Here is a 394-nt window from a genome sequence, read left to right as displayed (position 1 = left end):
CAAGGACTTCCAATGGAGCACGCTCGACACCTGGAGCCGAAGGCGCCGCGTCGTCGCCAAGGCGGAGTGGACAACAGGCGAGGCCAATCCGCGCTTCGTCGTGACCTCGCTCAAGCGGGCCGAGGTGGGCGCGCGGCAGCTCTACGAGGACGTTTACTGCGCCCGCGGCGACATGGAAAACCGCATCAAGGAGTGCCAGCTCGACCTCTACGCCGACCGCACTTCCGCAGCGACCATGCGCGCCAACCAACTGCGGCTGTGGTTCGCCTCGATGGCCTATGTGCTGATCTGTGCCCTGCGGCGCATCGGCCTTGCCGAAACCACCTTTGCGGACGCCACCTGCGGCACCATCCGCCTCAAGCTCCTGAAGATCGGCGCGCTGGTGCGCATCAGC

General features: G+C 66.2%; 1 protein-coding gene. It reads left to right on the top strand.

Annotated features, from left to right (window positions below):
- Positions 1-394 (top strand): transposase (locus tag ACZXDY_RS46475; protein WP_464350098.1); only part of this gene is annotated, 394 nt, incomplete at both ends.

Source organism: Bradyrhizobium sp. LeoB3 (assembly GCF_055456055.1).
The sequence above is the reverse complement of the archived record's forward strand: the minus strand, read 5'-3'. Positions and strand labels throughout refer to the sequence as shown.